The organism is Sphingomonas sp. CD22 (genome assembly GCF_034556155.1).
Classification (GTDB): Bacteria; Pseudomonadota; Alphaproteobacteria; order Sphingomonadales; family Sphingomonadaceae; genus Sphingomonas.
Genome location: NZ_JAYDYX010000002.1, coordinates 151,513 through 172,788, shown reverse-complemented (window position 1 = coordinate 172,788; position 21,276 = coordinate 151,513). Strand labels below are relative to the sequence as shown.

The 21,276-nt window shown below is 67.9% G+C and carries 23 protein-coding genes, 1 tRNA gene and 1 riboswitch; of the genes, 16 read left to right on the top strand and 8 right to left on the bottom strand.

The window, feature by feature from the left end:
• Positions 1-116: 116 nt before the first annotated feature.
• Positions 117-590 (top strand): hypothetical protein, encoded by a 474-nt coding sequence (locus SFC76_RS04125; RefSeq protein WP_322848226.1) that lies wholly within the window; start codon positions 117-119, stop codon positions 588-590.
• A 58-nt stretch (positions 591-648) separates the two neighbouring features.
• Here SFC76_RS04125 and SFC76_RS04120 read toward each other — a convergent pair whose 3' ends face one another.
• From SFC76_RS04120 to SFC76_RS04110, 3 genes are all read right to left on the bottom strand, one after another.
• Positions 649-927: a hypothetical protein gene (locus SFC76_RS04120; protein ID WP_322848225.1), complete on the bottom strand. Its 279-nt coding sequence runs from the start codon at positions 925-927 to the stop codon at positions 649-651.
• Positions 924-1,670 (bottom strand): hypothetical protein, encoded by a 747-nt coding sequence (locus SFC76_RS04115; RefSeq protein ID WP_322848224.1) that lies wholly within the window; start codon positions 1,668-1,670, stop codon positions 924-926. Before SFC76_RS04115 ends, SFC76_RS04120 begins: the two co-directional genes overlap by 4 nt.
• Positions 1,671-2,029: 359 nt before the next feature.
• A tRNA-Leu gene (locus tag SFC76_RS04110) sits at positions 2,030-2,116 on the bottom strand.
• A 130-nt stretch (positions 2,117-2,246) separates the two neighbouring features.
• Here SFC76_RS04110 and SFC76_RS04105 point away from each other — a divergent pair.
• Positions 2,247-3,614 carry an MATE family efflux transporter gene (locus tag SFC76_RS04105; RefSeq protein WP_322848223.1) on the top strand — a complete coding sequence of 456 codons (1,368 nt, stop codon included), beginning with the start codon at positions 2,247-2,249 and terminating at the stop codon, positions 3,612-3,614.
• Here the strand turns inward: SFC76_RS04105 and SFC76_RS04100 are convergent.
• A complete protein-coding gene (locus tag SFC76_RS04100) occupies positions 3,586-4,341 on the bottom strand; it encodes an MJ0042-type zinc finger domain-containing protein (protein ID WP_322848222.1) in 756 nt (251 codons plus the stop codon). The genes SFC76_RS04105 and SFC76_RS04100 overlap by 29 nt on opposite strands.
• A 171-nt stretch (positions 4,342-4,512) precedes the next feature.
• On the opposite strand from SFC76_RS04100, the gene ftsE reads away from it, so the two are divergent.
• From ftsE to SFC76_RS04070, 6 genes are read left to right on the top strand one after another with little or no spacing between them, the layout of a single operon-like run.
• Positions 4,513-5,223, top strand: coding sequence for a cell division ATP-binding protein FtsE (gene ftsE / locus SFC76_RS04095; protein ID WP_038664725.1), 711 nt, complete (start codon positions 4,513-4,515; stop codon positions 5,221-5,223).
• Positions 5,220-6,089 carry a permease gene (locus SFC76_RS04090; RefSeq protein WP_322848221.1) on the top strand — a complete coding sequence of 290 codons (870 nt, stop codon included), beginning with the start codon at positions 5,220-5,222 and terminating at the stop codon, positions 6,087-6,089. Before ftsE ends, SFC76_RS04090 begins: the two co-directional genes overlap by 4 nt.
• Entirely contained in the window at positions 6,086-6,622 is a 537-nt protein-coding gene (locus tag SFC76_RS04085) for a YdcF family protein (RefSeq protein ID WP_322848220.1), read from the top strand. The genes SFC76_RS04090 and SFC76_RS04085 overlap by 4 nt, the downstream gene beginning before the upstream one ends.
• Positions 6,619-7,344 (top strand): lysophospholipid acyltransferase family protein, encoded by a 726-nt coding sequence (locus SFC76_RS04080; RefSeq protein WP_322848219.1) that lies wholly within the window; start codon positions 6,619-6,621, stop codon positions 7,342-7,344. Before SFC76_RS04085 ends, SFC76_RS04080 begins: the two co-directional genes overlap by 4 nt.
• Before the next feature lie 28 nt (positions 7,345-7,372).
• Complete coding sequence (locus SFC76_RS04075; protein WP_322848218.1) at positions 7,373-8,581, top strand: LL-diaminopimelate aminotransferase; 1,209 nt, start codon at positions 7,373-7,375, stop codon at positions 8,579-8,581.
• Complete coding sequence (locus SFC76_RS04070; RefSeq protein WP_322848217.1) at positions 8,581-9,039, top strand: thioesterase family protein; 459 nt, start codon at positions 8,581-8,583, stop codon at positions 9,037-9,039. Before SFC76_RS04075 ends, SFC76_RS04070 begins: the two co-directional genes overlap by 1 nt.
• A gap of 208 nt (positions 9,040-9,247) precedes the next feature.
• Here the strand turns inward: SFC76_RS04070 and SFC76_RS04065 are convergent, their stop codons facing one another.
• Together SFC76_RS04065 and crtY are read right to left on the bottom strand one after the other, a co-directional pair.
• On the bottom strand, positions 9,248-10,723 hold the full coding sequence (locus SFC76_RS04065; protein WP_322848216.1) for a phytoene desaturase: 1,476 nt from the start codon (positions 10,721-10,723) through the stop codon (positions 9,248-9,250).
• Positions 10,724-10,748: 25 nt separating this feature from the next.
• Entirely contained in the window at positions 10,749-11,915 is a 1,167-nt protein-coding gene (gene crtY / locus SFC76_RS04060; RefSeq protein ID WP_322848215.1) for a lycopene beta-cyclase CrtY, read from the bottom strand.
• 75 nt (positions 11,916-11,990) lie between these two features.
• On the opposite strand from crtY, the gene SFC76_RS04055 reads away from it, so the two are divergent.
• The 4 genes from SFC76_RS04055 (at position 11,991) to SFC76_RS04040 (ending at position 14,866) form a co-directional block, all read left to right on the top strand.
• The gene (locus SFC76_RS04055; protein WP_322848214.1) at positions 11,991-12,497 is read left to right on the top strand and encodes a GNAT family N-acetyltransferase; all 507 of its coding nucleotides are present in this window, start codon (positions 11,991-11,993) and stop codon (positions 12,495-12,497) included.
• A 254-nt stretch (positions 12,498-12,751) separates the two neighbouring features.
• The gene (locus SFC76_RS04050) at positions 12,752-13,576 is read left to right on the top strand and encodes a sterol desaturase family protein (protein ID WP_322848213.1); all 825 of its coding nucleotides are present in this window, start codon (positions 12,752-12,754) and stop codon (positions 13,574-13,576) included.
• Positions 13,545-13,931: a DUF2141 domain-containing protein gene (locus tag SFC76_RS04045; protein ID WP_322848629.1), complete on the top strand. Its 387-nt coding sequence runs from the start codon at positions 13,545-13,547 to the stop codon at positions 13,929-13,931. The genes SFC76_RS04050 and SFC76_RS04045 overlap by 32 nt, the downstream gene beginning before the upstream one ends.
• A gap of 86 nt (positions 13,932-14,017) precedes the next feature.
• A complete protein-coding gene (locus tag SFC76_RS04040) occupies positions 14,018-14,866 on the top strand; it encodes a MipA/OmpV family protein (RefSeq protein WP_322848628.1) in 849 nt (282 codons plus the stop codon).
• Between the two features lie 64 nt (positions 14,867-14,930).
• Here SFC76_RS04040 and SFC76_RS04035 read toward each other — a convergent pair whose 3' ends face one another.
• Together SFC76_RS04035 and SFC76_RS04030 are read right to left on the bottom strand one after the other, a co-directional pair.
• Complete coding sequence (locus SFC76_RS04035; protein ID WP_322848212.1) at positions 14,931-15,656, bottom strand: anti-sigma factor domain-containing protein; 726 nt, start codon at positions 15,654-15,656, stop codon at positions 14,931-14,933.
• Entirely contained in the window at positions 15,646-16,221 is a 576-nt protein-coding gene (locus SFC76_RS04030) for a sigma-70 family RNA polymerase sigma factor (RefSeq protein ID WP_416222380.1), read from the bottom strand. Before SFC76_RS04030 ends, SFC76_RS04035 begins: the two co-directional genes overlap by 11 nt.
• A gap of 212 nt (positions 16,222-16,433) precedes the next feature.
• Between SFC76_RS04030 and SFC76_RS04025 the strand changes: the two genes are divergently transcribed.
• The 4 genes from SFC76_RS04025 (at position 16,434) to SFC76_RS04010 (ending at position 20,892) form a co-directional block, all read left to right on the top strand.
• A complete protein-coding gene (locus tag SFC76_RS04025) occupies positions 16,434-17,462 on the top strand; it encodes a ferritin-like domain-containing protein (protein WP_322848211.1) in 1,029 nt (342 codons plus the stop codon).
• 14 nt (positions 17,463-17,476) lie between these two features.
• Complete coding sequence (locus tag SFC76_RS04020) at positions 17,477-18,526, top strand: ferritin-like domain-containing protein (RefSeq protein ID WP_322848210.1); 1,050 nt, start codon at positions 17,477-17,479, stop codon at positions 18,524-18,526.
• Between the two features lie 226 nt (positions 18,527-18,752).
• Positions 18,753-19,847, top strand: a complete 1,095-nt coding sequence (locus SFC76_RS04015; protein ID WP_322848209.1) for a ferritin-like domain-containing protein — start codon at positions 18,753-18,755, stop codon at positions 19,845-19,847.
• A gap of 40 nt (positions 19,848-19,887) precedes the next feature.
• Positions 19,888-20,892, top strand: a complete 1,005-nt coding sequence (locus SFC76_RS04010; RefSeq protein ID WP_322848208.1) for a ferritin-like domain-containing protein — start codon at positions 19,888-19,890, stop codon at positions 20,890-20,892.
• A 267-nt stretch (positions 20,893-21,159) separates the two neighbouring features.
• A riboswitch (TPP riboswitch) is annotated at positions 21,160-21,269 on the top strand.
• Positions 21,270-21,276 lie beyond the last annotated feature (7 nt).

The window sequence follows — 21,276 nt, the reverse complement described above, 5'->3', positions numbered from 1 at the left end:
TCGCGCGTCCGGGCCGGTCGGCGACCCGATATTGGTCATGTCCCCTAAATAGTTGTGTTTTTTCTTTGCCTGAATGGTAGGCAGACGATCGACAAACGACGCTTGGGGAACGCGACGTGCCACATGAGTCCATCGCCGGACTGGTCAAAGACCTGACGACGCAACTCTCCGCGATCGCGGTGGAGTTCGGGACGCGCGCCGATCGCCTCGCCGATACGACGGGCGGTACCGGGGAGGCACAGGCCGTCGCCACGCCGCTCAACGGGCGCGAGCTGGCCAAGCAGTTGCTGGCGCAGCGCCAGGCGCGGTTCGACCATTTCCCCGCCGAACTGTTCCACGAACCCGCCTGGGACATGCTGCTCGCATTGTTCGTCGCGCATGAGGAGCGCCGGACGATGAACGTCAAGACGCTGGTCGGCAGCGCGCACGCGCCGGTGACCACCTCGCAACGCTGGATCGACCATCTCCACAAGCTCAAGCTGATCGACCGGGTGATCGACCCGATCGACCGGCGCCGCATGGAAATCTCGTTGAGCGATTCGGGCTATGCCGCGATCACCGCCTATTTGCGGCGGATGGGAGCGGGGTGAGGGGCAGACTTTTGGCATCGCGCGTCGCCACGACCGTTTGAATTATTTGCTTGCATTTTCAATTACCATCAAGGGGCGAAGGCTCCAAGGATAGATCAACTGGAATATCTCTCACAAATTTATCATCACCCTCGTCGTACTCAGATGATATGTTTTCAAAGGCTGTGACTAATTTTCTCAAGAATGACTTGTCTAAGGATTCTAGATCGGCGGAAATCTGTTCTATGAGATGTACGGTAATATCGTTTTCAATGGCATCTTCATCTAATCCTTCTATAAATAACAGCAGGTTTGCTATTAAACGAGCAATTTGGGACGCGATTAGGTCATCGTTCATGGCTCTGCCTTTCTTGTACTGATGTTTGTAGTTTTCAGCTTATTTAGGATTTTGTTGGCCGTAAGGACCTTTTGGTCGGTAGAAAGTTCGTAGATCGCATGAACGCCGTGTTCCCTCAAAACTGCATCTTGCCGTAAAATTTGTTTTTTAGAATTTGGTCTGGAAGTCAAATTCCATTTGCGATCTATTAGATGCTTACCGTCTATACCGTCAAATTTGACTGGGCGCTTTGTGCCATCCGCTAGCGTTCGCATCAAGGCGGGGGCATGGCCCGGGCGGGCGCCTGGCGCAGCATCATTGTACAACTTATGTATACTTTTTCCGCCGACGTTCTCTTTGACCCATACTAACTTAGGAGTCGGAGAGCGGACTGGCAGCGACACGCGCATCTTCGCGAGTTTGGAGATTTGTCCCAAGACCTTCGCGCCGCGATACATCGCAAAGTCAGTGGCGTTTTTGCTAAGAAAATAGCCAAATTCCTCCGGGGATTTTTTGCTGATTTTGGTAGCTATGTTTTTGAGTCTTTCGACCGTCGGCTTGTCTTCGTCAGCAACAAACCTGTCAATACTACTGGCTAAAGATAGATTAGAATTAACTATTGTTGTAACTGGGTGAGCGGCTAATGATTTTGCTGAACGCACTACCCCTGAGAAACTGCCAGCTACTCCTTTGATGACGCCGATATCAAAATTTACTTGTGATTTAATAGGCGCCAATAGCAAAGTAGCTGCTTTATCGGCCATATTTGGTTTTTCACTACCGACTTCAGGTAACTGTCTTCCAGTCGGTATCATCCCTCTCCGCTGCACCTTTGCAGGAGGCGTCGTGGCCTCAACACTTCCGCTTCCCGCGGTAGTAAACCGGCCGTCCCTCGGATCATGCCAGGGATTGAACTTCCATTCGGTGCCATCCGCACCCCTAGCGACTGGCCATCGCCCAGTCCTCAGCCATGCCGCATAGGCTCGCCGTTTCGCCTCGATCGACACATCCATATCGCCGCTCCGTTCCGTTGCGACGAGAACAGATCAGCAACATTTTCCAACAACACAAGAGAAAACCCGCAACCTCATGAGGCGCGGGCTATAACTCTGTCTGCAAAGAGTGGTGCGGCCGAGAAGACTCGAACTTCCACGGGCTTTCGCCCACAACGACCTCAACGTTGCGCGTCTACCAATTCCGCCACGGCCGCACGTGAAGAACACCGGGCTGAGCCGGCATCTGGCAGGCGCAGGCCCCTAGCAAAGGCTCGTGCGCTCCGCAACGCCCCTTTTTCACATCCTGCGCTTTTCGCTGTCATCAGGACGCGGTAGCGCGCCGCCATGGCCAGCACCTTCCCCCGTCTGACGACCCGTGCCGAGACGCGATTGCTGCTCGCGCTCGCCTGGCCGGTGGCGCTGACCAGCCTCAACTGGACGTTGCTGCAGGTCACCGACGTGATGGTCGTCGGCCTCGTCTCGACCGAGGAGGTGGCGGCGCTCGGCGCCAGCCGCGCGCTCGGTTTCGTCGGCATCGTCACCGGCCTGTCGTGGCTGTCGGGGGTGCTGGTGATGGCGGCGCGTGCCGATGGCGCCGGCGATCTGCCGCGGACAGGCGCGGTGCTGCGCGAGGGGCTGCTGCTCGGCCTCTTGCTCGGGCTGGCGATCGGCGCCTTGTTCCTCGTCGCTGCCGAGCCGCTGCTCGCGCTGATCGGCGTCGCCGCCGACCGGATCGACGAAAGCGCGCGCGTCGTCCGCGCCTTCGCGATCGCTTATCCGTTCCAGCTGGTGAACGTCGCCGCCGCCTTCTTCCTCGAAGGGGTGAGCCGGCCGCGGCGCGTCACCGTCGTCAACCTCTCGGTACTGCCGGTCAACGCGCTGCTCGCTTGGGCGCTGTCGGCGGGGCATCTCGGCCTGCCCGCGCTGGGCGCGGTCGGGGCGGCGCTGGCGACGTCGATCGCCGCGCTGCTCGGCGCGATCGGCATGGTGGCGAGCGTGCTCACCCTGCCGCGGGCACGGGCGCGCGGCGTGCTGCGCTTCGACGCCGCGGCGTGGCGCGCGGTGCCGCGCGGCGCATGGGCGCTGGCGGTGTTCGGCACCGTGCCCGCGATCGCCTCCGGACTGGAGCTCGCCGGCTTCTCGATCCTGATCGCGCTGTCGACGCAATTGGGCGACGCCGCGGCCCACGCCTTCCAGATCGTGTTCGCGATGCACAACGTCACCTTCGCGGTCGCGCTGGGTCTCGGCTCGGCGGCGGGCGTGCGGGCGGGCAATGCGGTGGGCGAGGGCCAGCCGGTGGCGGCGATCCGGCGCACGCTGATCGCGGTCGGCCTGTCGGTGCTCGCGCTTGGACTCGGCGCGACGTTGCTCGCGGCGACGGCGCCGGTGCTGGTCGCGCTGTTCCCGGCGACCGCGGAGGTGCATCGCATCGCCGCGGCGATGCTGCCGCTCTGGGCGCCGTTCATCGTCTTCGACGGCATCCAGGTGGTGCTGGTCTATGCGTTGCGCAGCCTCGGCGATCAGGTCGCGGCGGGGATCAACAGCATCCTTGCCTATTTTGTCGTCACCGGCGGCATCGGCTGGTGGCTGGTCCACCATGACGGCGGCGCGTCGTCGCTGGTCTGGGCGTCCGGGATCGGAATGCTCGCCGCCGGGCTGCTGCACGGCGGGCGGTTCGCTTTGGTCAGTTGGCGGCTTCGCCGGCGAAGCTGAGTTCGAGCCGTTTCGAATTCGCCGGCACGTCGAGCTTGGCCGAGTTGAAGTCGATCGTGCCGCCGGGGTTGAGCGTGCGCTGCTGCGGCGTGATCGTCCAGCTGTAGACGATGCGGCCCTGCGCATCGCGCAATTCGGCGCGGATATCGGGCACGCGCTGGCGCTCGGTCGACGGATTGCTGACCTGGCCGCTCACCGCGAACAGCTCAGAACCATTCTCCAGCCCGCGCCGCTCGATCGGATTGTCCTTGAGCCGCAGCGGCGATTCCTGCGCGCCGATCGGCAGGCCGATGCGCGCGAGCAGTCCGGGCGCGCCGAGGAAGACGATCGCGGCGACGCCGGCGATCATCAGCAGCCCGGCGAGCACCGCGATCACCGTCCAGCGTTTCGACGTGTTGCGGCGCGGGCGGAACGGCGGGCGCGGCGCGAAGGCGTCGTAATCGGGCGCGGGCAGCACCGATTCGGCCGTGGCCGCGGGCCGGACCGGGGGAATCGCCGCGGGTTCGAGGAAGGCGGGCCGTTCGGGCTCGACCGCCGCGACCGGCTGCGCCGATTCGAACGCCGGCATCGGATCGACGACCGGCGGCGGCGGCGCGGGCTCGGGCGGCGGCGGGTCCTGGAACCAGCTATGCCGGCAATTGGCGCAGCGCACGGTGCGACCCTCGGTCCCGATCGCGCTGTCGGGCACCAGATAGCGGGTGCTGCATTCGGGACATTCGAGGATCATGCGCGACGCTTTACGGACGGGTGCCGGAACCATGACCGGGACTGCGTGCGATTCTAAGCACGTGACCCGCCCGTGTGGCAAGCTTGAAGCCGCGCGCCGCCCATGCGAAGGCTGTCGGCAAGGCCGGTTGCGGCCCCGGACACCCCAGACGGAGCGGTTGCGGCCAGGCGCATGGCAAATATCGTGCAGTTCGAAAATGTTGGGCTGCGCTATGGCGCCGGGCAGGAAACCCTGTCCGACATCAGCTTCACGCTGGGCAGCGGCGCCTTCTATTTCCTCACCGGCGCCAGCGGCGCGGGCAAGACCTCGCTGCTCAAATTGCTCTATCTCGCGCAACGGCCGAGCCGCGGCGTCATCCGCCTGTTCGGCGAGGATGCGGTGACGATGCCGCGCAGCCGCCTGCCTGGATTCCGCCGCCGCATCGGCGTGGTGTTCCAGGATTTCCGCCTCGTCCCGCATCTCTCCGCCTGGGACAATATCGCGCTGCCGCTGCGCGTCGCCGGCGTGCCCGAGGAGGATATCGAACAGCCGGTGCGCGAGATGCTCGGCTGGGTCGGCCTCGGCGACCGGCTGCACGCCCGCCCGGCGACGCTGTCGGGCGGCGAGCAGCAGCGCGTCGCCATCGCCCGCGCGGTGATCGGCCGGCCCGAGGTGCTGGTCGCCGACGAGCCGACCGGCAACGTCGATCCCGAAATGGCCGACCGGCTGATCCATCTGTTCGAATCGCTCAACACGCTCGGCACGACGGTGGTCGTCGCGACGCACGATTACCAATTGCTCAGCCGCGTGCCCGGCGCGCAGATGATGCGGCTCGACAAGGGCCGGTTGCTCGATCCGACCGGCATGCTCCGCTACCCGCCGCCACCGCGGGGGCAGGGATGAGCGGCGCGGATCGGCGTGTGCTCGACGAGGCGGGCGGTTTGCGCGCGATGACCTGGGTGATGGCGATCATGCTGTTCCTCACGCTGCTCGCCGCGGCGCTGGGGCTCGGCACGCGCCAGTCCGCGCAGGCGCTCGAACGCCAGCTCGCCGGCCGGCTCACCGTGCAGGTGGTCGAGGGCAGCCCGGCGACGCGCGACGCGCTCGCCCGACGCACGCTCGCCGCGCTGCGCGCGCTGCCGCAGGTGCGCCGCGCGACGCTGGTCGATCGTGCCGAGCTGACCCATACGCTCGCACCGTGGCTCGGCGATGCCGGAGACGATGCCGATTTGCCGGTGCCGGCGATGATCGACGTCGATCTCGCCGCCGCCGCCGCGCCCGGGCCGGTGATCGCCGCGGCGAGGCGGATCAGCGCAGTCAGCCGCGTCGACCGCCACCAGCGCTGGATGTCGCCGGTCGGCGGTTTCCTCGACACGCTGACCTGGCTCGCGTTCGCGCTGGTGCTGCTGATGCTCGGCGCGACCGGGGCGGTGGTGGTGCTCGCGGCGCGCGCCGGGCTGGAGACGCATCGTGCGACGATCGAGGTGATGCATATGCTCGGTTCGACCGACGTGCAGGTCGCGCGGCTTTTCCAGCGGCGGATCGCGCTCGACGCGGCGCTCGGCGGCGTCGCCGGCGGTGCGGGCGCACTCGCGGTGCTGCTGTTCCTGGGGACGCGGCTCGCCGCGCTGGGATCGGAGCTGCTCGGCGGCATCACGCTCGATGCGGGCGATTGGGGGCTGCTCGTGCTGCTGCCGCTCGGCTTCGTCGTGCTGGCGACGCTGGCGGCGCGGGTCACCGTCGTCGCCGCGCTGAGGCGGTCGCTGTGATCGTCCGGCTGTTCGGTCTGGCGGCGCTCGCCTGGTGCCTGGGTTTCGCGGCGTTCATGCTGATGCTGCCCAAACCGCTCGCCCCCAACACCACCGACGCGATCGTCGTGCCGACCGGCGGGGCGGGGCGGATCGATCGCGGCATCGCGCTGCTCCAGGCGCGGCAGGCGCGGCGGATGCTCGTCACCGGCGTCGCGCCGGGCGTGCGGCCGATCGACCTGGCGCGCGAATATAAGGTGCCGGTGACGCTGTTCGGCTGCTGCATCGATCTGGGCGCCGACGCGGTCGACACCCGCTCGAACGCGGAGGAGACCGCCGCCTGGGTCAAGACGCACGATTATCGCACCGTCCGCCTCGTCACCTCCGACTGGCACGTGCCGCGCGCGCGGATGGAGCTGGCCGCGGCGATGGGGCCGGGGGTGCAGGTGTTCGGCGACGGCGTGCCCAGCACGCCGCGGCTCGGCACTTTGGTGAACGAATACAACAAATTGATCCTGCGGCGCGTGGCGCTGTGGCTGGGGGTAGGGGCATGAACCGGTTGCGCACGATCCTGTTCGCGACGTTCTTCTATATCTTGTCGGTGCCGATCGTGATGAGCGTGCCGGTCTCTGCGCTGTTCGGCCGGCGTGCGGTGATCCGCCATGCGCACGTCTGGGCGCGGATGCACCGCTTGCTCTACCGGTACATCATGGGCGTCCGCGTCCGCGTCGAGGGGCAGGTGCCCGCCGGCACCTATTTCTTCGCCGCCAAGCATCAGGCGATGTTCGAGACGCTGGAGCTGCAATTGCTGCTCGGCGACCCCGCGATGGTCATCAAGCGCGAACTCAGCCGCATTCCGTTCTGGGGGTGGGCGGCGATGCGCTATGGCGGGATCATCGCCGATCGCGAGGCTTCGGCGGGCGCGCTGCGCTCGATGATGCGCGCCGCCAAGGCGCTCAAGGCGGAGGGGCGCTCGATCCTGATCTATCCGGAGGGCACCCGCGTCGCCCCCGGCGAGCAGCCGCCGCTGCAATCGGGTTTCGCCGGCCTCTATCGCGCGCTCGCGCTGCCGGTGGTGCCGGTCGCGCTCGATACCGGTCTGGTCTGGCCCAAGCACGGCCCCAAGCGTCCCGGCGTGGTGACGATCCGCATCGGCGAGACGATCCCGCCCGGCCTGCCGCGCGAGGCGATCGAGGCGCGGGTCCACGATGCGATCAACGTGCTCGACCGCGAGCGGCGGGATTATCGGATGGTGCAAGCGCCGCCCGCGGCGTAGGGTGACCGGGTCAACTACAAGGTGACCCATGTCCGACGATTTCTACCGCATCAAGCGCCTGCCGCCCTATGTCATCGCCGAAGTCAACGGCATGCGGGCCGCGGCGCGCGCGGCGGGAGAGGACATCATCGATCTCGGCATGGGCAATCCCGATCTGCCGCCGCCCGCGCACGTGCTCGACAAGTTGATCGAGGTGACGCGCAAGCCCGATGCGCACGGCTATTCGCAGTCGAAGGGCATTCCCGGCCTGCGCCGCGCCCAGGCCAATTATTACGGCCGCCGCTTCGGCGTCGACCTCGATCCCGAAACCGAGGTGGTGGTGACGATGGGGTCGAAGGAGGGGCTGGCCAGCCTCGCCACTGCGATCACCGCGCCGGGCGACGTCGTGCTCGCGCCCAATCCCTCCTATCCGATCCACACCTTCGGCTTCATCATCGCCGGCGCGACGATCCGCGCGGTGCCGACGACGCCCGACGAAGCCTATTTCGAAAGCCTCGAGCGCGCGATGGCGTTCACCGTGCCGCGGCCGTCGGTGCTGGTGGTCAATTATCCGTCCAACCCCACCGCCGAGGCGGTCGACCTCGCCTTCTACGAACGGCTGGTCGCGTGGGCGAAGGACAATCAGGTCTGGATCATCTCGGACCTCGCCTATTCGGAACTGTATTACGACGGCAATCCGACGCCCTCGATCCTGCAGGTCAAGGGCGCCAAGGACGTCGCGGTCGAATTCACCTCGCTGTCCAAGACCTATAGCATGGCGGGCTGGCGGATCGGCTTCGCGGTCGGCAACGCCAAATTGATCGCGGCGATGACGCGGGTGAAATCCTATCTCGATTACGGCGCGTTCACGCCGATCCAGGCGGCGGCCTGCGCCGCGCTGAACGGCCCGCAGGACATCGTCGAGAAGAACCGCCAGCTCTATCACAAGCGCCGCGACGTGCTGGTCGAGAGCTTCGGCCGGGCGGGGTGGGACATTCCGCCGCCGCGTGCGTCGATGTTCGCCTGGGCGCCGCTGCCGCCGGCGGTCGCGCATCTCGGCAGCCTCGAATTCTCCAAGCAATTGCTCACCCATGCGCAGGTCGCGGTGGCGCCGGGCGTCGGCTATGGCGAGAACGGCGAGGGTTTCGTCCGCATCGCGCTGGTCGAGAACGAGCAGCGGCTGCGCCAGGCGGCGCGCAACGTGAAGCGCTACCTCCAGTCGATGGGCGTCAACACGCCGAGCCGGACCGCGGGCTGATGCTGCTGCGCGCCGCCGATGACGGCGCGGCCGGCGGCGGCCCGCGCGAGGGCTTCGCCTTCGCGACGCGCTTCCGCGTGCGCTATGCCGAGATCGACGGGCAGAAGGTCGTCTTCAACTCGCGCTACCTCGAATATGCCGACGTCGCCGCGACCGAATTCTGGGAATGGACCGGGATCGGCGCGGCGCTGGGGCCGGTGTGGGAGCAGCTCGAATTCCACGTCCGCAAGGCGGAGGTCGACTATCTCCGCCCGTTCGTCTGGGGCGATACGGTCGCCGCGCACGTCCGCATCGCGCGGGTCGGCGGCACCAGCATGACGATGGCGATGGACATGGCGCACGGCACGACCGGGGACCTGCACGCGACCGTGTCGCTGGTGATGGTCAACGTGCATCTGCCGACGGGGCGGCCGGCGCCGATCCCGGAGGCGGTGCGGGGGTTTCTGGACGCGTTGTAGAGAAAAGCATTCCTCCCCGGCACGGAGCGCCAGGTCGGATCGTCCCCCGGACGATCCTCGATCATGCGGGGCATGATCGACCTGACGCTGGGGACCGCGACGCGCAGCGGCGTGGTGGAGGGGGGCTTCCTCGAAAGATGGTGTTTGCGGAAGCCCCCCTCCACCAGCTTCGCTGGTCCCCCTCCCCGTGCCGGGGAGGAATGGTCGCCTATCGCGCCGCCATCATCAGTGCCGCCGTCGCCTTGGCGCTTCCGACCACGCCGGGGATGCCCGCGCCGGGATGCGTGCCCGCACCGACGAAATACAGGTTCGGGATATGGTCGTCGCGGTTGTGGACGCGGAAATAGGCGCTCTGCGTCAGCACCGGTTCGAGGCTGAACGCGCTGCCCAGATGCGCCTTCAGGTCGGTGGCGAAATCGTTCGGCGCATAACTGAACTTGGTGACGATCCGCTCGTGGATGTCGGGGATCAGCCGCCGCCCGACCTCGTCGAGGATGCGCTTTTCGAGGATCGGTCCGACCTCGTTCCAGTCGACCGGGAACTTGCCCATGTGCGGCACCGGCGCCAGCGCATAGAAGGTCGAATGCCCCTCCGGCGCGAGGCTGGGGTCGGTGACGGTCGGATGGTGCAGGTAGAGCGAGAAATCCTGCGCCAGCACGCCGTGATCGTAGATGTCGGCGAGCAGTTCCTTATAGCGCGGCCCGAACAGGATCATGTGGTGCGGGATGCCCGGCCATGTACCCTTGATGCCGAAATGGACCACGAACAGCGACGGCGAATAGCTCTTGCGCTCGAGCCGCGCCTTGGTCCGCTGCGCACTGCGCGAATCGCTCAGCAGGTCGCGATAGGTGTGCATGATGTCGCTGTTGGCGGCGACCGCATCGGCCTGCGCTTCCCAGCCGCTCGCGCAGCGCACGCCGGTGGCGCGGTCGCCCAACGTCTCGATCGAGGCGACGGGGTCGCCCAGCCGCAGCGTGCCGCCGATCCGCTCGAAATGCGCGACGAGCCCGGCGATCAGCCGGTTGGTGCCGCCCTTGGCGAACCACACGCCGCCGTCGCGCTCCAATTTGTGGATCAGCGCATAGATCGCGCTGGTCGTCATCGGGTTGCCGCCGACCAGCAGCGTGTGGAAGCTCAGCGCCTCGCGCAGTTTCTCGTTCTGCACGTATTTCGACACGATCGAATAGACCGAGCGCCATGCCTGGTATTTGGCCAGTGCCGGCGCCGCCTTGATCATCGAGGCGAAGTCGAGGAACGCGACATGGCCGAGCTTCTCATAGCCCTCGCGATAGACGCCTTCGGCATATTCGAGGAATTTGTGATAGCCGGCGATATCGGCCGGATTGAGCTTGCCGATCTCGCGCTGGAGCAGCGCCTCGTCGTTGGTGTAATCGAAATTGGTGCCGTCGACCCAGTTGAGCCGGTAGAAAGGCGTCACCGGTTCCAGCGTCACGTCCTCGGCCATGTCGCGGCCGGTGAGCGCCCACAATTCCTGCAAGCAGGCGGGATCGGTGATGACGGTGGGGCCCGCGTCGAAGGTGAAGCCGTCGCGCTCCCAATAATAGGCCCGGCCGCCGGGTTTGTCGCGCGACTCGACGATTGTCGTCGCAATTCCTGCCGATTGCAGGCGGATTGCGAGCGCCAGCCCGCCGAACCCCGCACCGATGACGATCGCCGACTTCATGTTCGTTTCCATTCCTCTGCGCGGGTTACCGCCATGCCGTCGTTCGCAGGACCCTGATCGCACTGCCCACCGGGACCGGTGGCTTGCCCGTCAAAATCCGTATCTTGTCCTTGAGACTGGATCGCCCCGCATAGAAACGGGTGATCAGCGTCGGGTCGAGACGGTAGAAGCGCTCGATGATGCGCCAACGTTCCGCCGGATCGCCCGCACGGAACATCATTGCGCTCAGCATGCGATAGAAGGCGCCGTGCTTCCACGCCGCGCGGGCGTAATCGTGGGTGAAGTCCGCCAGCGCCCGGCCCGCGAAATCGGTGCGTTCCGCCAGTCGCACCGCCAGCCGTACCGCGTCGGGCAGCGAATAGCCGGTGGTCGGCTGGAACAGCCCGGCGCGCATCCCCGCCTTGGCGACGTTGGCGCCGCTCGACCGCCAATAGGCCTCGAAATCGCCCCCCAGCGTGATCGGCAGCACGCCTGCCTCGGTGCGCAGCACGCTGTCGACCTGCCAGCCGCGGCCTGCGGCATAAGCGGCGATCCGCAGCCCCAGCGCAGCGCGGTCGACGTGCGGCGTGTCGCTGTAATAGGTGTCCTCGACGAACATGCGGTCGGCGGCGAAGGGCAGGCAGTAGACGAAGCGATAGCCGTCGATCTGCTCCACCGTCGCGTCCATCACCGTCGGCCCGGCGGCGCCGTGCGGCGCGTGGAGCAGCAGTTCCTGCCCGACGAACTTCTGCCAGCCGAGATCGAGCACCGACAGGTCGCCGGGGCCGCGGCAGTCGATCACCCCCTTGGCGGCGATCCGGTCGCCGTCGGCGAGCACCACCGCGGTCGCCGAGGCGGCGAGCACCTTGCGCCCGAGCATCATCGCCGTCGCCGGCAGCGTCGTGCGGATCACCGCATGCAGCCGCTCGCTGGTCACCGAATGATAGGTCGCGTCGATCTGCCGCGCGAGGTGCGGGAAGGCGACGTCATACCCCTGCCAGTCGTGCACCGTCAGCGGCGCGACCAGCCAGCGGTCCTGCGCCGCGATGTCGCTGCCGAAGAACGACCAGACGTGGTCGCCGCCGAGATGCGGTGCCGCCTCGATGATCCGCACGTCGAGGCCGGGGTGCCGCGCGTGCAGCGCCAGCGCGATCAGGCCGCCGGCGAGGCCGCCGCCGACGATCGCCACGTCGCAAGGGATGGTCGAACCCATGCCTGCGCCTAGCCCAAAGCGCACGACGGGAGAACCGGCTTTTACGCCGCCGCGCGCCGCGCTAGCCTCGCAGGCATGACGCCGCCCGTCCTCGCCACCGATCGCCTGATCCTCACCGTCCATCGCCCCGCCGATCTCGACGCGCTCGCCGCAATGTGGGCGCATCCCGCGGTGTTCGAACGGATCGGCGGCGTCGCGCGCAGCCGCGAGGAGGTGTGGCTCCGCCTGCTCCGCTCGATCGGCCAATGGCAGGCGTTCGATTACGGCAGCTGGGTGGTCCGCGACCGCGTCGGCGGCTTGGTCGGCGAAGTCGGCCTGCTCGAGTCACGCCGCGCGATCGACCCGCCGCTGGCACTGCCTGAAATGGGCTGGGCCCTGGCCCCGGCGGCGCACGGCCGCGGTTACGCCGGCGAGGCGCTCGCGGCGGTGTTCGCCTGGACGCAGGCGCAGGGCATCGCGCGCACGACCTGCATCATCGATCCGGGCAACGCGCCGTCGCTCCGGCTGGCGGCGCGGCTGGGGTACGAATTGGTGCGCACGGCGGATTACAAGGGCCGGACGATACGCGTGTTCGAACGGTAATTTCGTCCTCGCTTTAGTTGGGGAGGGGATCGTCGGCCGCAGGCTGGTGGTGGAGGGGGCGTCGCCGCAAATGCTGAGCTGACCGTATCCTCCCCCTCCGTCACGCCCTTCGGGCGCGCCACCTCCCCCTGGCGGGGGAGGAATACAGTGCTCGTTGCTCCGCCGCGGCAGCGGACGTGGTGGAATGCCGCACAAGGCCGAGCCGGTCGCTTCCGCCATATCCCCGCGTCGGGAAATCCGCTACGTCCCGTGCCATGCTGCTCGCCGTCACCCTGTCCGCGCTGGCGATGACGATGATCGTCGGCGTGCGCTATCTCCTCGTCTCCGGCGCGTTCGCCGCGGCGACGCGGTTGCGCCATCCCGGCCTCTACCGCGGGCTCGATGCGCAGATGCGGCGCGAGATCGCATGGAGCCTCGCCTCCGCCGCGATCTACGGCATCCCCGCCGGGGTGCTCGCCTGGGGGTGGCAGGCGCATGGCTGGACGCGCGTGTATCGCGACGTCCACGCCTATCCCTTATGGTATTGGCCGGTATCGATCCTGCTCTACCTCGTCCTCCACGACACCTGGTTCTACTGGACGCATCGCTGGATGCACCGGCCGGCGGTGTTCAAGGCGGCGCATGCCGTCCACCACGCCAGCCGCCCGCCGACCGCCTGGGCGGCGATGGCCTTCCACCCGATCGAGGCGCTCACCGGCGCTGTGGCAATTCCGTTACTGGTGCTGGCAATTCCGATCCATGTCGCCGCTCTGGGCTTCGTGCTGGCGACTATGACGGTTATGGGCGTAACCAATCACATGGGCTGGGAGGTTTTCCCGCGGTTCATGTGGCGGGGGCCATTGGGCGGTTGGCTGATCACCGCCAGCCATCATCAGCGGCACCATGAGCAATATGGATGTAACTATGGGCTCTACTTCCGGTTCTGGGACCGCCTTTGCGGCACCGATCGCGGCGTCGGCGATTTCGCGCGCAGCCACGCGCGTGCCAAGGCGCAGGCGCAGCAACCGGCCGGTGGCGCTCGCCGCGCTGTTGCCGGCGGCGGCGCTGGTGCTCGGCGCGGCGCCGATCGCGCGGCTTGACGTCGCCGTCAGCCAGATGCGTTCGGCCAAGGGGCTGCTGCGCGTCTGCCTGACCGCCGATCCCGACAATTTCCCCGCCTGCGTCGACGATGCCGATGCGATCACCCGCTCGGTGCCGGCCAATGCGCACAGCCTGCGCTTCGAGGGCCTGCCGCACGGCCAATATGCCGTCGCGGTGATCCACGACGAGAACAGCAACGCCAGGCTCGACACCTTCGCCGGCATCCCGCGCGAAGGCTTCGGCTTCTCGCGCAATCCGCCGATCCGCTTCGGCGCGCCGCACTTCGCCGCCGCACGCTTCGCGGTGACCGGTGATGCAAATCAGCAACAGATACGGATGCATTACATCCTCTGATCGGTCGGCAATGGATAGCAACCGGCTCCCGCCGCGTTACGGCGTCGTAACAGGTTTGGAGCCGTAGTTTGTCCGCCAAGATCTTGATGCCGCTCGCGCTCGCCGCCGCTGCCGTATTCGTCACCCCGGCCGCCGCGCAGGAGGCCTCGGCGCCCGTGCAGTCGACCGAATTCGACTTCAACCGCGATACCGTCACCGTCGGCGCCGCCGGCGTCTATCTGAGCGATTACGAAGGCTCGAACGACTATCGCTTCACCGCCGCGCCGGGCGCGGTCGGCTCGATCAAGGGCTATGGCTTCGTCCTTGCCGGCAACCGGATCAGCGTCGACCTGATCCGCGACAAGCCCGGCCCCGTCTGGGACGTGCAGGCCGGCCCGATCGGCGTCGTCAACTTCAACCGCAGCAGCCTCAAGAGCATCGACGATCCCCGCGTGCGCGCGCTCGGCAAGGTCGATACCGCGATCGAGCTCGGCGGCTATGTCGGCATCGGCAAGACCGGGGTGATCACCAGCCCGTACGACCAATTGTCGGCGACGGTCAGCTATCGCCACGATGTCGCCAATGCGCACGACAGCGGCATCTGGCAGCCGAGCGTCAATTACATCACGCCGCTGAGCGAGAAGATGGCGGTGGCGATCTTCGCCTCGGCCGAGCGCGCCGGCCGCGGCTATGCCACGACCTATTATTCGGTGTCGCCGGCACAGACGCTGGCGAGCGGCCTGCCGACCTACAATGCGCGCGCCGGCTGGAAGAACTATTCGCTCGGCGGGCTGTTCACCTATTCGCTGACCGGCAATCTGCTCAAGGGCTTCAAGGTCGTCGCCGGCGGCACCTATGTTCGAATGCTCAACGGCTTCGCCGACAGCCCGCTGGTCAGCGTCGCCGGGTCGCGCAACCAGTGGCTGGGCGCGGTCGGGCTCGCCTATACGTTCTGAAGGCAAGAACATCCAACCATCGTCCCGGCTCCGGCCGGGACGACCGTAGACGCGAACAGCATCGTTACCCGCTGAGCTTGCCCGTCGCGACCACCGGGCCGGTCGGCAGCCCGGTCGGCGAACCGCCCGCCGGCTCGATCGAGATCGCCAGCACCGTTTCCGCTGCGAGCGCCGGCCGCACCGCCGCGGGCACGATCACCCGCGCCGGCCCCGCCGGGATCACCCCCAGCGAGCGCGGCGCGGCCGATCCCTGGATGGCCCACAATTCCGCCGAATGCCCCGCCGGTACGTCGACACCGCCGGCGATCCGCACCGTCGCGCTCGCGGGATCGTAGGCGGCGGCGATCGGCGCGCCCTTGCCAGTCGGCACGATCGCGGCGAGCAGCGGCGCCGGCGCGGCGACCGGCACGCGCACCGGGATGCGGATCGGCGCGGGCGCCGGCCGCAGCATCAGCAGCGTCGTCACCGCCAGCAACAGGCAGGCGGCGATGCTCGCCGCCACCGCCAGCCCGCGCCAGCGCGCGACGCCGCCCGCATTGTCGTTCGCCGCCACAAGCACGCCGCGCTGCGCGTCGAGCGAGGCCTCCACCCGCGTCGCCACCGCGTCGGGCGCGGCCACCGCCGGCCAGGACGCGAACAGCGCGCCCAGCCAGTCGCGCCAGCGCTCCACCTCGCCGGCGAAGCCCGGCTCGCTCGCCAGCCGCCGCAACGCCGCGGCGCGTTCGCTGCCGTCGAGCAGCCCCAGCGCCAGCTCGGCGGCGGTCATGTCGGGGAGGTCGTCACTCGCCATCGAGGCACCCCCGCAAGGCGAGCAGCCCGCGCCGTACCCAGCTCTTCATCGTGCCGAGCGGCACCGCCTGCGCCACCGCCAGCTCGGCATAGGTCAGCCCGCCGAAGAAAGCGCTGCGGATCGCGCCACGCTGGCGCGCCTCGATCGTCTCCAGACAGTCGTGCAACCGCGCGCGCTGTTCGTCGGCGATCAGCGCATCGTCCTGCGCCGCCGCCGGATCGGGCATCGCGTCGGCATCCTCGACCGGCGCGATGCGCGCCCGGCCATGGCGTCGCCGCCAGTCGATCGCCCGGTTGCGCGCGATCGTCGCCAGCCACGAGATCGGGCTCGCCCGTCCCGGCTGATAGGCCCCCGCGCGGTGCCAGATGGTGAGATATACGTCGTGCAGCACGTCCTCGGCGCCTTGCCTGTCTTCGCAGATACGCAGGCATATCCCGAAAAGCTTCGCCGAGGTCAGACGGTAGACGGTGCGAAAGGCGTCGCGGTCCTCCTCGCCGGTGCGGACCAGCGCCTCGACCAGGATCGCGCGAGCCGCCTGGGGGCTGGAGGGGGCGGCGGGAGACACGATGATGGGCTAACCCGGCGCGCGCCTTGCGGCAATATCCCGCGGCCAACATTCCGACCATGTCGGATCATTTTGCAAAATAGACATAATGTTTCGGCCGCCACGCATCTTTCAGCGGCCCGGCAACGTAGCTCGCCACAGGTCTTCCGGTCGCCCGTCGATAGCATGCGGCGATGACGGAGGACCGCATAAGGTGAGGGAGGTTGCTGACGATGACCCAGACGGACCAGATCATCGAGGCGTTCGACGCCCGGGCGCGGCGACGCGAGGAACGGCGCGGATTCTTCAAGAACGCGATGGGCATGGCGGCGGTGACCGCAGCCGGCGCGGCGGCGATGTCGATCGCCAGCGACGCGGCGGCGCAGACCGCGGTGACCGAGGTCGACGTGCTCAACTTCGCGCTCAACCTCGAATATCTCGAAGCGCAATTCTACAGCTATGCCGCCTTCGGCACCGGCCTGCCCGCCAATCTGCTGACCGGCGGCGTCGGCACGCAGGGCACGGTGGTGACCGGCACCGGCACCGGCTCGGCCCGCCAGGTGCAGTTCAGCGACCGCGGCATCGCCGCTTATGCGCGCGAGATCGCCGCGGACGAAGTGGCGCACGTCACCTTCCTGCGCGCCGCGATCCGCGGCACCGGCACCAGCGACGCGCTGATCGCCGCGCAGCCGCAGATCGACATCTCGGGTGCCACCGGCGGCGCCTTCGCCGCGGCCGCCGCCAGCACCACCCCGGCGCTGACCGGCTTCGACCCCTATGCGAACGACGACAGCTTCCTGCAGGCGGCCTTCATCTTCGAGGACGTCGGCGTCACCGCCTACAAGGGTGCGGCGGGCGCGCTGTTCAACAACAAGACCTATCTCGAGGCGGCCGCCGGCATCCTTGCGGTCGAGGCCTATCATGCCGCGATCGTGCGCACCGCGCTGTACGCGCGCGGCATCGCGACGCCGACGATCATCACCGCGCAGAACAACGTCGCCGCGACGACCGCGATCTCCAACCTGCGCGATTCGGTCGACGGCACCACCGATCTCGACCAGGGCATCGCCGCGACGACCACCAACGCGGGCACGACCTCCAACATTGTGCCGCTCGACGCCAACGGCCTCGCGTTCAGCCGGACGCCGGCGCAGGTGCTCAACATCGTCTATCTCAATCCCCGATCGGTGACCGCGGGCGGGTTCTTCCCGAACGGCATCAACAACGGGAACAGCGGGCTGCGCAGCAGCGCCGCGAACTGAGCAGGGGTGGATATATGACCAAGGAACTCTCCGTCCTCGCCATCGTCGAGGCAACCGCGGCGCGCCGCCGGGCGCGACGCGCCTTCATGAAGACCGCCGCGACCGGCGTCGCCGCAGTCGGCGGCCTGTCGCTGCTCGCCGCCTGCGGTGGCGACGACGACAATATGTCGGTGCCGTTTCCGACCCCGACGCCGACCGCGACCTCGGTCAGCACCGACGTCGCGGTGCTCAACTTCGCGCTCAACCTCGAATATCTCGAAGCGCAATTCTACAGCTACGCCGCCTTCGGCACCGGCCTGTCGGCGTCGCTGCTCACCGGTACCGGCACGCAGGGGTCGGTCGTCACCGGCTCGGGCGACGGCTTCCCGCGCGCGGTCAATTTCACCGCCGACCCGCTGATCGGCCAATATGCGCGCGAGATCGCGCAGGATGAGATCGCGCACGTCACCTTCCTGCGCACGGCGCTCGGCAGCGCCGCGGTCGCCCAGCCGGCGATCGACATCTCGGGCACGTCGACCGGCGCGTTCACCGCGGCGGCGCGCGCGGCGGGCGTCGTCGCGTCGAACGGCCTGTTCGATCCCTATGCCAGCCCGACCAACTTCCTGCTCGGCGCGTATATCTTCGAGGATATCGGCGTCACCGCCTACAAGGGTGCCTCGCCGGTCATCTCGTCGATGTATCTCGAAGCGGCGGCGGGTATCCTCGCGGCGGAGGCCTATCATGCCGGTCTCGTCCGCACGATCCTCTACACCCGCGGCGTCACCAACGCCGATCTGATCACCGCGACCACAAAGATCTCGGACGCGCGCGATCTGCTCGACGGCACCACCGGCGGCACCAACGGCGACGACGACCAGGGCATCGCCGGCACCAACATCGGCGCGGCCAATGCCGTGTCGAACATCGTGCCGACCGACAGCAACGGCATCGCCTACAGCCGCAGCGTCCAGCAGGTGCACAACATCGCCTATCTCAACGCGACCGGCGCCAACCGCACCCGCGGCGGCTTCTTCCCGGCGGGCACCAACAATCCCGACCCCGCCTTCACCGTCGGCCTCGGCTGAGCCCAGCCTTCCACGGGTTGGCCGGCGGTCCCTTCCACGCTGGCCGGCACACGGTCCTCCCCCGATTCGATGTCGGGGGAGGATTTTTTATGCGCGGTCGCCGCCGTTCCGTCGCGCCGCCGCCGATTTCCGCCGCGTCCGGGGTTGACGCCTCCCGCCGGATGCGGAACGGCAAGGCCATCCTGGGCGGCCGCCAGACCGCCCGCGCGTGGGGAGAACCCGAGTAATGACCGCCCGAACCGATACCGACAGCGCCCTCGCAGCGGCACTCGACGCCCGCGTCCAGCGCCGCAGCGAACGCCGCGACTTCTTCCGCACCGCGATCGGCGCGATGGCGGTCACCGCCGCGGGTGCGTCGGCGCTCGGCCTCGCCGGCGCTGCCGAGGCGCAGACGACGACGACCTATTCCGATCAGGATATCCTCAATTTCGCGCTCAACCTCGAATATCTCGAGGCGCAATTCTATGCCTTCGCCACCGGCGGCGCCGGCCTCGCCGCCACCCTGCTCACCGGTACCGGCACGCAGGGCGCGGCGAACGTCAGCGGTGGCGCCGCGGTGACCTTCACCGACCCGGTGCTCGCCCGCTACGCGCGCGAGATCGCCGCCGACGAGGTCGCGCACGTCACCTATCTGCGCACCGCATTGGGGAGCAGCGCGATCGCGCAGCCGGCGCTCGACCTTTCGGTCGGCCCCAACAGCGCCTTCTCCGCCGCCGCGGTCGCCGCCAAGCTGATCGCCGCGGGCCAGACCTTCAACCAATATGGCAGCGAGGAGAATTTCCTGCTCGGCGCCTATCTGTTCGAGGACGTCGGCGTCACCGCCTACAAGGGCGCCGCGCCGCTGCTTACCAAGACCTATATCGAGGCCGCCGCCGGCATCCTCGCGGTCGAGGCCTATCATGCCGCGACGATCCGCGGCGAGCTGTTCCGCCGCGGTTCGGTCGCCGGCTCGGCGCTGATCACCAGCGCCAGCGCGATCTCCGACGCGCGCGACAGCCTCGACGGCGGCACCGACATCGACCAGGGCATCACGCCGGGCGTCACCGCCGCGCCGGGCCAGATCCTGCCGACGCCGACGCCCACCGCGACGGCCACGGCCACGCCGACCCCCACGCCGACGCCGACCCCGACCGCGACGCCCACCCCGGTGCCGACCTTCGCGGTGTCCAACATCGTGCCCGCCGACGCCAACAGCGTCGCGTACAGCCGCACCCCCAATCAGGTGCTCAACATCGTCTATCTCAACGCCGCGGCGGCGAGTGCGGGCGGCTTCTTCCCCGCCGGCCTCAACGGCACCATCAAGGCGGCGACCGCCTCCTGATCCCGCCGTCCGTATTCAAAGCTTTCAGGGGATAGACCCGATGACCGATCTTCCGACCGACACGATCCTCGACGCGATCGCCGACCGCCGCGCCGAACGCCGCAACTTCCTGCGCTATGCCGGCGGGGCCGCCGCCTCGGCCGGCGCATTGTCGCTGCTCGCCGCCTGCGGTGGCGATGGTGACGGCAGCAGCAGCCCCAGCCCGACGCCGACCGCGACCACGCCGACCGTCGGCACCGATGCCGACGTGCTCAACTTCGCGCTCAACCTCGAATATCTCGAGGCGAGCTTCTACAGCTGGGCGGCGTTCGGCCAGGGCCTGTCGAGCGGCATCATCAGCGGCGTCGGCGCGCTCGGCACCGTCACCGGCGGCGCGCAGGTGAACTTCCAGGACCCGATCGTTGCGCAATATGCGCGCGAGATCGCCAATGACGAGGTCGCGCACGTCACCTTCCTGCGCTCGATCCTCGGCAGCTTCGCGGTGGCGATGCCGGCGATCAACATCGGCGGCGACGCCAACGGTGCCTTCACCACCGCGGCGCGCGCCGCCGGCGTGGTCGGCGGGAGCGGCGTCTTCAACCCCTATGCCGACGACATCAGCTTCCTGCTCGGCGCCTATCTGTTCGAGGACGTCGGCGTCTCCGCCTACAAGGGCGCCTCGCCGCTGATCGTCAACAAGCTGTTCATCGAGGCCGCCGCCGGCATCCTCGCCACCGAGGGCTATCACGCCGGGCTGATCCGTTCGGTGCTCTATCGCAAGGGCGTCGACCCCGCCGAGACGCTTGCCGGCGCCTCGTCGATCCTCAACAACGCGCGGCTGATCTCCGACGCGCGCGACAGCCTCGACGGCAGCAGCGACATCGATCAGGGCATCGGCGACACCACCACCGCCAACGTCGTGCCGACCGATACCAACGGCCTCGCCTATAGCCGCTCGACCGGCCAGGTGCTCAACATCGTCTATCTCAACAAGGCTGCGGTCGCCTCGGGCGGGTTCTTCCCCGCCGGCATCAACGGTAACATCCGCACCTCCGCCGCCAACTGACGCTCCGATGCCCTCCCCTCCGGGGGAGGGCGATTGCGTATGACCGGCCGGGGTGTCGCAGCGGCGCCCGTATCTTCCGTCATGCCGGACTCGATCCGGCATCCCGCTGCTTCGCGCCGTCCGGGGAAGCGGGACGCCGGCGCAAGGCCGGGGTGACGGAGCGGGTTCGGAAACCCGTTGGAACCAGCCCCACGCTGATAAGCAGTAGACCCCGGGCGGGCGGAGGAATGGGCTTGGCGCCCGCCGGCGAACCGCGTACACCATCATCGTTATCCCCGGGGGAGCGCTGACGCAGCGCTTGAGAGGAAGGCCGCAGCCTTCGACCCGCTGAACCTGATCCGGTTGATACCGGCGGAGGGAGGGAGCGGTTTCATCCGAAAACCC

Excerpts from the sequence above, each read along its gene's own strand:
- SFC76_RS04070 (WP_322848217.1), top strand. The coding sequence starts at position 8,581 with ATGCTGCTGCGCGCCGCCGATGACGGCGCGGCCGGCGGCGGCCCGCGC.
- SFC76_RS04105 (WP_322848223.1), top strand. The coding sequence starts at position 2,247 with ATGGCCAGCACCTTCCCCCGTCTGACGACCCGTGCCGAGACGCGATTG.
- SFC76_RS04025 (WP_322848211.1), top strand. The coding sequence starts at position 16,434 with ATGACCCAGACGGACCAGATCATCGAGGCGTTCGACGCCCGGGCGCGG.
- crtY (WP_322848215.1), bottom strand. The coding sequence starts at position 11,915 with ATGGGTTCGACCATCCCTTGCGACGTGGCGATCGTCGGCGGCGGCCTC.
- SFC76_RS04050 (WP_322848213.1), top strand. The coding sequence starts at position 12,752 with ATGCTGCTCGCCGTCACCCTGTCCGCGCTGGCGATGACGATGATCGTC.
- SFC76_RS04015 (WP_322848209.1), top strand. The coding sequence starts at position 18,753 with ATGACCGCCCGAACCGATACCGACAGCGCCCTCGCAGCGGCACTCGAC.
- SFC76_RS04115 (WP_322848224.1), bottom strand. The coding sequence starts at position 1,670 with ATGGCCGATAAAGCAGCTACTTTGCTATTGGCGCCTATTAAATCACAA.
- SFC76_RS04055 (WP_322848214.1), top strand. The coding sequence starts at position 11,991 with ATGACGCCGCCCGTCCTCGCCACCGATCGCCTGATCCTCACCGTCCAT.
- SFC76_RS04065 (WP_322848216.1), bottom strand. The coding sequence starts at position 10,723 with ATGAAGTCGGCGATCGTCATCGGTGCGGGGTTCGGCGGGCTGGCGCTC.
- SFC76_RS04080 (WP_322848219.1), top strand. The coding sequence starts at position 6,619 with ATGAACCGGTTGCGCACGATCCTGTTCGCGACGTTCTTCTATATCTTG.
- SFC76_RS04040 (WP_322848628.1), top strand. The coding sequence starts at position 14,018 with ATGCCGCTCGCGCTCGCCGCCGCTGCCGTATTCGTCACCCCGGCCGCC.
- SFC76_RS04020 (WP_322848210.1), top strand. The coding sequence starts at position 17,477 with ATGACCAAGGAACTCTCCGTCCTCGCCATCGTCGAGGCAACCGCGGCG.
- SFC76_RS04010 (WP_322848208.1), top strand. The coding sequence starts at position 19,888 with ATGACCGATCTTCCGACCGACACGATCCTCGACGCGATCGCCGACCGC.
- SFC76_RS04100 (WP_322848222.1), bottom strand. The coding sequence starts at position 4,341 with ATGATCCTCGAATGTCCCGAATGCAGCACCCGCTATCTGGTGCCCGAC.
- SFC76_RS04075 (WP_322848218.1), top strand. The coding sequence starts at position 7,373 with ATGTCCGACGATTTCTACCGCATCAAGCGCCTGCCGCCCTATGTCATC.
- ftsE (WP_038664725.1), top strand. The coding sequence starts at position 4,513 with ATGGCAAATATCGTGCAGTTCGAAAATGTTGGGCTGCGCTATGGCGCC.
- SFC76_RS04035 (WP_322848212.1), bottom strand. The coding sequence starts at position 15,656 with ATGGCGAGTGACGACCTCCCCGACATGACCGCCGCCGAGCTGGCGCTG.
- SFC76_RS04120 (WP_322848225.1), bottom strand. The coding sequence starts at position 927 with ATGAACGATGACCTAATCGCGTCCCAAATTGCTCGTTTAATAGCAAAC.
- SFC76_RS04090 (WP_322848221.1), top strand. The coding sequence starts at position 5,220 with ATGAGCGGCGCGGATCGGCGTGTGCTCGACGAGGCGGGCGGTTTGCGC.